Raw genomic sequence first — 8749 nt, forward strand, 5'->3', positions numbered from 1 at the left:
CGGGCGGGCTCCCCGGGGGTGGAGGTAGCTGGGGGCCGTCGCGGGGTCTCTGGATACCTCGATTCGGGCGGGCTCCCCTGGGGGCGAGGTAACGGGGGACGACCGCGGGGTCGCTGGATACCTCCACTCGGGCGGATTCGCCGGCGAGGTGACGGCCAGGGAGCGCCCAGGCTCCCCGCATACAATCCGAGAATGGAATCCGGCGCTCTGCCCTCCCCCTTCAGCAAGCTCGGCCTCACCTACGACGACGTCCTCCTCCTGCCGGGGTACAGCGACCTCGCCCCGGGCGACCTGGACACCTCCACCCGTCTCACCCGTGAGATCACGCTGCGCACCCCGCTCGTCTCGGCGGCGATGGACACCGTGACCGAGTCGCGGATGGCGATCGCCATGGCGCGCCAGGGTGGCATCGGCGTCCTCCACCGGAACCTGTCGATCGCCGATCAGGCCTACCAGGTCGACCTCGTCAAGCGGACCCAGACCGGGATCATCTCCAACCCCGTGACGATCGGGCCCGACGCGACGCTCGAGGAGCTGGACGCCCGGTGCGGCGAGTACCGCGTCTCCGGACTGCCCGTCGTCGGCATCGACAACGAGCTGCTCGGCATCATCACCAACCGCGACCTGCGGTTCACGCCCGTCGCGGAGTGGGCCACGACGAAGGTCGCCGAGGTGATGACCCCCATGCCGCTCATCACCGGCCACGAGGGCATCAGCCGTGCCGACGCGACCCTCCTCCTGCGGCAGCACAAGCGGGAGCGCCTGCCCATCATCGACGACGACAACCGCCTCGTCGGCCTCATCACCGTCAAGGACTTCGTCAAGAGCGAGCAGTTCCCCGACGCGAGCAAGGACTCTCAGGGCCGGCTGCTCGTCGGGGCCGCGATCGGGTACTTCGGCGACTCGTGGGAGCGCGCGACGACGCTCATCGACGCCGGGGTCGACGTCCTCGTCGCGGACACGGCACACGGCCACGTCCGGCTGCTCCTCGACATGGTGCACCGGCTCAAGTCCGACCCCGCGACCCGGCACGTCCAGGTCATCGGCGGCAATGTCGCGACGACGGAGGGGGCGGCGGCCTTCGTCGAGGCGGGTGCCGACGCGGTGAAGGTCGGCGTCGGGCCGGGCTCGATCTGCACGACCCGCATCGTCACGGGCGTCGGCGCCCCGCAGATCACGGCGGTCCACGACGCGTCGCTCGCGTGCCGGCCCGCGGGGGTGCCCGTCATCGCCGACGGCGGCCTCCAGCATTCGGGGGACATCGCCAAGGCGATCGTCGCCGGAGCGGAGTCGGTCATGGTCGGCTCCCTGCTCGCGGGCTGCGAGGAGAGCCCGGGGGATCTCATCTTCGTCAACGGCAAGCAGTACAAGTCCTACCGCGGCATGGGCTCGCTCGGCGCGATGAGCAGCCGCGGCAAGAAGTCGTTCTCCAAGGACCGCTACTTCCAGGCCGAGGTCGAGTCCGACGACAAGATCGTGCCCGAGGGCATCGAGGGCCGGGTCGCCTACCGCGGGCCGCTGTCCGCCGTCGCGCACCAGATGGTCGGAGGCCTCCGGCAGTCGATGTTCTACGTCGGCGCCCAGACGATCCGCGAGCTGCAGGAGAAGGGCCGGTTCGTCCGGATCACCCAGGCCTCCCTCAAGGAGAGCCACCCGCACGACGTCCAGGGCATCGTCGACGCCCCGAACTACACTGCGTCCTAACGGTTCTCGCTGCGGCGTCGCCCGAGCAGGAGATAGGTCAGCGGGGCGATCCCCATCCCGTTGACGAACGTCACGCCGAGCGCCCACGCCCACTTCGGGCCGCGGATCTCGTCGCTCGGGCGCCCGGCGAGGTCCTTGAGGGCGACGGCCTTGAGGACGAGGTCGACGACCGCCGAGGTGGCGATGAGGGACTTGTTGCGGGGGCTCAGGTCGGACCAGCGGGACATGCGGCAACCTCTCGACGTCGTGTGCCTGCGCCAGGCCGGTCCATCGGGTGGTCGTCTCCACGGCGCCCGGCTCAGGCGGAGGTGAGTGCGTCCCTCCACGATGTCATGCCCGGCGCCTTCGCGGCTGCGCCCGGCACGCTCGTCGCGCGGAGGAGGGCGTGGACGATCGCCCGGGCGACGCAGTCGGCGGCCGCCTGGGCGAGGGCGACGGTCTGCAGCGGGTTCGCCGGCGCCGGCCGGTCGCCCGTCGCGAGGACGAAGAGGGTGTCTCCGTCGTATGCCGTGTGCACGGGGTTGACGGCCCGGGCCAGGCCGTCGTGGGCGACGTCGGCGAGCTTGGCGCACTCCGCCTTCGTCAGCGTCGCGTCCGTCGCGACCACGCCGATCGTCGTCGCGGTGCCGGGCCGGAACGCGTCGGCGAGGGCCTCGAGCTCGGCGGCTCGCGCAGCCTGGAAGGCCAGCAGCCGGTCGTGGTCGACCTCGGGAACGTTCGCGAACTCGTCGCCGAGTCCGAGGTGGACCGCATACGGTATGCCGGTCCCCGGGTCGATCGGTGATCCGGCGGCGTTGAGGGCGACGAGTGCCGCGACGGTCGTCCCGTCGTCGAGAACCGCGCTGGCAGAGCCGATCCCGCCCTTCAGGCCACCGGCGACCGCGCCGGTCCCCGCCCCGACGGTGCCCTGGTCGACGGGTGCGGTGGAGGCGCCGGCGCAGGCGGTCTCGCCGTCGGCCGCGGTCGGGTGGTTCGTCCAGATGCCGCCGCGGCCGAGGTCGAAGAGGATCGCCGCCGGGACGATGGGGACGGTCTGCCCGGGTGCGCCCATCGGCCAGCCCCGACCACTCGCATACAGGCGGCGCATCACCCCGTCCGCGGTGCCGAGCCCGAACGCCGAGCCGCCGGACAGCACGATCGCGTCGACACGGTCCACGAGGTTGCGCGGGTCGAGCAGGTCGGTCTCCCGGGTGCCCGGTCCGCCGCCGCGCACCGACACCCCGCACGCCGCCGCGCGCTCCGGCACGACGACGGTGCAGCCCGTCAGCCAGCCGGGGGCGTGCCGGGTCGAGTGGCCGACGGCCAGGCCGGCGACATCCGTGAGGTCGTTGTGCGCGCCGGGTCTCATGTCCCCAGCATCCCGCACGACGACCTGAGCGCCAGGCCCCCGCACGCGGACGGAGAAGTTGCGTCGGGACGGAGGAACAACACCGTCCGCACGCAACTTCTCCGTCCGACGCATGGGCAGTCGGCGTGCAGGTGGTACACAGGCCCCGATCGGGTGGCAGAGCGCCAGGGGCGGCTGAGCGTTGGGGTGGTGGTGCACAGGCCCCGATCGGGTGGCAGAGCGCCAGGCGGGCGGTTCGGCGGGACCGTTCGGGCGGGTGGGGTGTGCGGGCGGCATACGGCCGAGTCCCGCATCGGTGGGACGCAGCCGCGGATCGGTAGGGTGGCCGCCGTGACCGAGATCGAGATCGGGCGAGGCAAGCGTGGCCGCCGGGCGTACTCCTTCGACGACATCGCCGTCGTCCCGTCGCGACGGACGAGGGACCCCGAGGAGGTCTCGGTGTCGTGGCAGATCGACGCATACCACTTCGAGATCCCCGTCATCGCCGCGCCGATGGACTCGGTCATGTCGCCGACGACGGCCATCGCCCTCGGCCGGCTCGGCGGTCTGCCCGTCCTCGACCTCGAGGGGCTGTGGACGCGGTACGACGACCCCGAGCCGCTCCTCGCGGAGATCGCGACCCTCGACCCGGCCCTCGCGACGGCCCGGATGCAGGAGATCTACGCCGAGGAGATCAAGCCCGAGCTCATCACCCAGCGGGTCAAGGAGATCCGCGACGCGGGCGTGACCGTCGCCGGCGCGCTGTCGCCGCAGCGGACCCAGCAGTTCTGGAGGACGGTCGTCGACGCGGGGGTCGACCTCTTCGTCATCCGGGGCACGACGGTGTCCGCCGAGCACGTCTCCGGGCGCGCCGAGCCGCTCAACCTCAAGCGGTTCATCTACGAGCTCGACGTGCCTGTCGTCGTGGGTGGCGCGGCGACGTACACGGCCGCCCTCCACCTCATGCGGACCGGCGCGGCGGGGGTGCTCGTCGGGTTCGGCGGCGGGGCGGCGCACACGACGTGGACGACGCTCGGCGTCCACGCGCCGATGGCGAGCGCGATCGCCGACGTGGCCGCGGCCCGGCGGGACTACCTCGACGAGTCCGGGGGCCGCTACGTCCACGTCATCGCCGACGGTGGCGTGGGCACGAGCGGCGACGTCGTCCGAGCCATCGCGTGCGGCGCCGACGCCGTCATGCTCGGCGCGGCGCTGGCCCGCGCCACCGAGGCACCGGGGCGCGGGCTGCACTGGGGCCCGGAGGCCCACCACGCCCAGCTGCCCCGCGGCCACCGCGTGGAGGTCGGCGCCGTCGCGTCGCTGGAGGAGATCCTCTTCGGGCCGTCCCGGCTGGCCGACGGGACGACGAACATCGTCGGCGCCCTCCGCCGGGCGATGGCGACGACGGGGTACTCCGACGTCAAGGAGTTCCAGCGCGTCGAGGTCGTCGTCGCCCCCTCACAGCGCCACGGCTGAGAACCCGCCTGCCATGGCGGCGGCCGAGGTGCGCTACGCCGTCGCCGACCCCTCGACGCCCCCGCCCGGTCTGTATGCCATGCTGTGTGCCGCGTTCGACGAGCCGCCGTACGAGAACGTGCCGGCGCTCATGGCCAAGCGCCTCGCGGCCTGGCCGGACTTCGCCCGCAGCAACGGTTTCCGTGTCGTGACGGCGCACCGGGGATCGGAGCTCGTCGGGGTGTGCTTCGGCTTCGTCGACGTGCTCGGGACGGCCGACGAGCCGGCGCTCTGGGCGGGTCTCTACGAGAGGCTGCGTGCGGCGCCCTTCCACGACGAGCTGCGGGGAGCCGAGATCGTCGAGTTCGCCACGGCGCGCGCGGTCCGGGGCCGGGACGTCGGGCAGCGCCTCGTCGACACCCTCCTCGACGGACGCCCCGGGTGGCTGCTCGCCGAGTCGACGGCACCGGCATACGGCTGGTACCTGCGGCACGGCTGGCGTGTCCTCGGGCCCCCACATGACGCAACTGCCTACGTCGTCCTCGCCCGCGACGCTACCGTTGAACGATGAGTGCCACCGTCGCCGATCCGGAGCTGGACCCCACCGCGACGTATGCCGTCGAGCCCGCCACCGTCCGGCGGCTCGCGAGCCGCGCGGTCACCGGGCCACGACCCGAGCAGCTGACGACCGTCACCCCGATGACCGGCGCCCCGCTCGCCACCCTCCCGCTCTCGACGCCCGACGACGTGCGGGTCGCCGTCGCGTCGGCCCGGACCGCGCAGCGCGCGTGGGCGAGGACCTCGATGGAGCGCCGCGAGCGGGTTCTCCTCCGGCTCCACGACAGCGTCCTGCGCCGGCAGGTGGAGCTCCTCGACATCGTCCAGCTCGAGTCAGGCAAGGCGCGGCGGCACGCCTTCGAGGAGATCATGGACGTCGCGATCGTCGCGCGCCACTACGGCCGGAGCGCGTCGGCATACCTCCGTCCGCGCCGGCACCTCGGCGCGTTCCCCCTCCTCACCCGGTCGACCGAGCATCACCGGCCGCGCGGCGTCGTCGGCATCGTCTCGCCGTGGAACTACCCGCTGAGCCTGTCGATCACCGACGCCCTGCCCGCCCTGATGGCCGGCAACGCGGTCGTCCTGCGTCCTGATCCGCAGGCCAGCCTGTCGGCGCTCCTCGGCCTCGAGATGCTCCTCGACGCCGGCCTCCCGGAGGGGGTCCTCCAGGTGGTCCTCGGGGACGGCGCGAGCGTCGGGCAGGCCGTCGTCGACACCGCCGACTACGTGTGCTTCACGGGGTCGACGGCGACGGGGCGTCGGGTCGCCCGGTCGGCGGCGGAGCGGCTCGTCGGGTTCAGCCTCGAGCTCGGCGGCAAGAACGCCCTGTACGTCGCCGACGACGCCTCGCTCGGCCGAGCCGTCGACGGTGCCGTGCGGGGGTGCTTCTCCTCGGCCGGCCAGCTGTGCATCTCGGCCGAGCGGCTCATCGTCCACGAGGACATCGCCGACCGATTCCTGCCCCGCTTCGTCGACGCCGTGGTGCGGATGCGGCTCGGCACGGCGCTCGAGTTCGGTTACGACATGGGCTCGCTCGTCTCCCGGGCCCAGCTGGACCGCGTCGTCGAGCATGTCGAGGACGCCCGGGCCAAGGGCGCCACGGTCCTCGCCGGCGGTCACGCCCGGCCGGACCTCGGGCCGTTCTTCTACGAGCCGACGGTCCTCGAGGGCGTGACACCCGACATGGCCTGCCGCGACGGCGAGACGTTCGGGCCGGTCGTGTCCGTCTACCGCGTGACGAGCGACGAGGAGGCCATCTCCCTCGCCAACGACACCGCATACGGACTCAACGCCTCGGTCTGGACGAGGGACACCGAACGCGGCCGGGCGATCGCCTCGCGCCTGCGGACCGGGACGGTCAACATCAACGAGGCGTATGCCGCGGCCTGGGGGAGCGTCGCCTCGCCGATGGGCGGGATGAAGGACTCCGGCATCGGGCGGCGCCACGGGGCGGAGGGCATCCTGCGCTACACCGAGTCGCAGAACGTCACCGTCCAGCACCTCGTCGGCATCGCGCCGCCGCGAGGAGTGTCGGACCGGGCGTTCGCGGCGGCCCTCACCGTCTCGCTGCGGGCGCTGAAGTCCCTCGGCGTCCGCTGAGGCGCTCCGGCCTCGGCCGGCGTCGCGGCCCGACCGAGGAGCGGCCCCGACGGGCGGTCCGACCGAGGAGCGGCCCCCCGCGAGCGGCCCGACCGACAGGACGATGGCTCCCGATCCGCATGGCGACCCGTCCAGCTGAGCACGGGGAACGGCTCGGCCACGGTCCATTGCCTGTTGGTGGGGCCGGCTCGGGCCGGGCTGCCGGGGTCACTGTGGATAACTCAGGTGCCCCTCGCGCTGGAGCAGGCACCATGTCCGCATGTCCTCCGTCGCTCGCACCGTCACCCTGTTGGGCGGTTGTGCCGCGTGGGGTGAGCTGCGCGAGTTCCATCGCAAGCGGGTCCTTCTGAGGGCGATCGAGCGAGGCGACATCATCCGTGTCGCCCGAGGCCGCTACGTCACGTCGGCGACCGCCGCGCACCGGGAGCTGACCGAGACCCATACTGCTGTTCTCAGCCACCTCGGAGCCGCACTGCACCATGGCTGGAAGGTCAAGACGGTCCCCGCCAAACCGACGCTGTCCGTGGCCCGGAAGCGGCACGTCTCCGCCGAACTCCGCCGGAGTGCCGAGATCCACTATGCCGATCTGCTGCCGACCGACACTCACGACCGGGTGACCCTCCCGCTGCGCACGGTCCTGGACTGTGCGCGGTACCTGCCTTTCGACGAGGCGTTGGTCGTGGCGGACTCCGCCCTGCGGTCCGGATCGGTCGACCCGCACCAGCTCATCCGTGCTGCGGGGCGGCTCAAAGGACCTGGCTCCGGACAGGTGATGCGCGTCGCCGAGCACGCGGATGGCCGGGCGGCCAACCCTCTGGAGTCGGTGCTGCGAGCGATCGTGCTCGACATCCCAGGGATCGAGATGGTGCCTCAGCACACCGTCGCCGAACCCGGTGTGTTCGCCGTCGTCGACCTCGCCGATCCCACGGTGCGGCTCGTCCTGGAGGCCGAGGGTTTCGAGTACCACGGCAGCCGCGGCGACTGGCGGAAGGACTGCCGCCGCTACACCGAGATCGTCTCGGCAGGCTGGTGGGTGCTCCGGTTCACCTACGAGGACGTCATGCACCACCCGGAGGTCGTGCGGGCCGCGATCGAGCGGTGGCTCGCGAACCGGCCCGATCGACAGGACATTGCGGCGTGACGCGGTTCGTCGACTGGCCGTGCGTGCGTGAGGGCGGTCCATCGGCAGCTCTATTGCCTGTCGGTCGTCCCGCATCGGGCCGGGGGCTGCCCGGGCCACGGCCAGGGGAGCGGTGGCCTGGGGCGGGCTGGGCCACGGGTGGGGGTCGGGGGCGGCCGGGGAGTGGTGGCCAGGGGAGTGGTGGCCGGGGAGTGGTGGCCAGGGGGGCCGTGGGGTCAGACCCTATGAGGGTGCGCGGTTGGGTGTGGGTCTTGTGGCCGGAGCCTCGCGTATGCAGGAATTCGTGGATCACCTGCTCGATGGGCGGGCGGGTGCCGACATGCATAGGAGGCTCCGGTGTTCACTCAGCGTACGAGTGTTGGGCTGGATGTTCATGCCCGGTCGGTGCGGGTGGCGGTGATCGACACGGTGACCGGGGAGGTCATCGAGCGGGCGGTCGCCCCGGCGACGGCGGCGGTGGTGGCGTTCGTGGCCGCGGTCGCGGTGGAGCATGGGCCGGTGCTGGTCACCTACGAGGCGGGGCCGACGGGGTTCGGGTTGGCGCGGGCGCTGCAGGCGGCGGGGCATGCCTGTCAGGTCGCGGCGCCCAGCAAGCTGCTGCGGCCGGTGGGGGACCGGGTCAAGACCGACGCCCGGGATGCGATGCTGCTGGCCCGGCTGGCCCGTAACGAGGACATCGTCGCGGTCGCGGTGCCGTCCGTGTCCCAGGAGTCGGCGCGGGATCTGGTCCGGGCCCGGGAGGACGCGCGCGGGTCGTTGATGGCGGCCCGGCACCGGCTGTCCAAGCTGTTGCTGCGTCACGGGCACGTGTTCGACGGGGACGCCTGGACCGGCCGGCACGAGGCGTGGCTGCGGGCCGTCCGCCGCGACCATCTGGCCGGGGGCGGGGCCGGGACGTTGGCGGCGTTCGACGACGCCTACGACGCGGTCACCCACACCCTGGCCCGCCGGGACCGGCTCGATGA

At 72.7% G+C, this 8749-nt stretch carries 8 protein-coding genes; 6 read left to right on the plus strand and 2 right to left on the minus strand.

Features of this window, described 5'->3' with window-relative positions; genetic code table 11:
• Nucleotides 1–192: 192 nt before the first annotated feature.
• Complete coding sequence (gene guaB / locus BN12_RS18315) at nucleotides 193–1704, plus strand: IMP dehydrogenase (RefSeq protein ID WP_048554740.1); 1512 nt, start codon at nucleotides 193–195, stop codon at nucleotides 1702–1704.
• On the opposite strand, the gene BN12_RS18320 is transcribed toward guaB, so the two are convergent.
• A complete protein-coding gene (locus tag BN12_RS18320; RefSeq protein WP_048554743.1) occupies nucleotides 1701–1931 on the minus strand; it encodes a hypothetical protein in 231 nt (76 codons plus the stop codon). The two genes, guaB and BN12_RS18320, sit on opposite strands and share 4 nt — an antisense overlap.
• A 71-nt stretch (nucleotides 1932–2002) precedes the next feature.
• Complete coding sequence (locus tag BN12_RS18325) at nucleotides 2003–3052, minus strand: P1 family peptidase (protein WP_048554745.1); 1050 nt, start codon at nucleotides 3050–3052, stop codon at nucleotides 2003–2005.
• 330 nt (nucleotides 3053–3382) lie between these two features.
• On the opposite strand from BN12_RS18325, the gene BN12_RS18330 reads away from it, so the two are divergent.
• The 5 genes from BN12_RS18330 to BN12_RS18350 form a co-directional block, all read left to right on the plus strand.
• Nucleotides 3383–4507 carry a GuaB3 family IMP dehydrogenase-related protein gene (locus BN12_RS18330; RefSeq protein ID WP_048556582.1) on the plus strand — a complete coding sequence of 375 codons (1125 nt, stop codon included), beginning with the start codon at nucleotides 3383–3385 and terminating at the stop codon, nucleotides 4505–4507.
• Nucleotides 4508–4520: 13 nt separating this feature from the next.
• Nucleotides 4521–5057 carry a GNAT family N-acetyltransferase gene (locus BN12_RS18335; RefSeq protein ID WP_048554747.1) on the plus strand — a complete coding sequence of 179 codons (537 nt, stop codon included), beginning with the start codon at nucleotides 4521–4523 and terminating at the stop codon, nucleotides 5055–5057.
• On the plus strand, nucleotides 5054–6643 hold the full coding sequence (locus BN12_RS18340; RefSeq protein ID WP_048554749.1) for a succinic semialdehyde dehydrogenase: 1590 nt from the start codon (nucleotides 5054–5056) through the stop codon (nucleotides 6641–6643). The genes BN12_RS18335 and BN12_RS18340 overlap by 4 nt, the downstream gene beginning before the upstream one ends.
• A 259-nt stretch (nucleotides 6644–6902) precedes the next feature.
• A complete protein-coding gene (locus tag BN12_RS18345) occupies nucleotides 6903–7784 on the plus strand; it encodes a DUF559 domain-containing protein (protein WP_048554750.1) in 882 nt (293 codons plus the stop codon).
• A gap of 336 nt (nucleotides 7785–8120) precedes the next feature.
• On the plus strand, nucleotides 8121–8749 hold a 629-nt coding region (locus tag BN12_RS18350; RefSeq protein ID WP_048553226.1), incomplete at its 3' end, for an IS110 family transposase.

It is taken from the genome of Nostocoides japonicum T1-X7 (assembly GCF_001046855.1).
Taxonomy (GTDB): domain Bacteria; phylum Actinomycetota; class Actinomycetes; order Actinomycetales; family Dermatophilaceae; genus Nostocoides; species Nostocoides japonicum.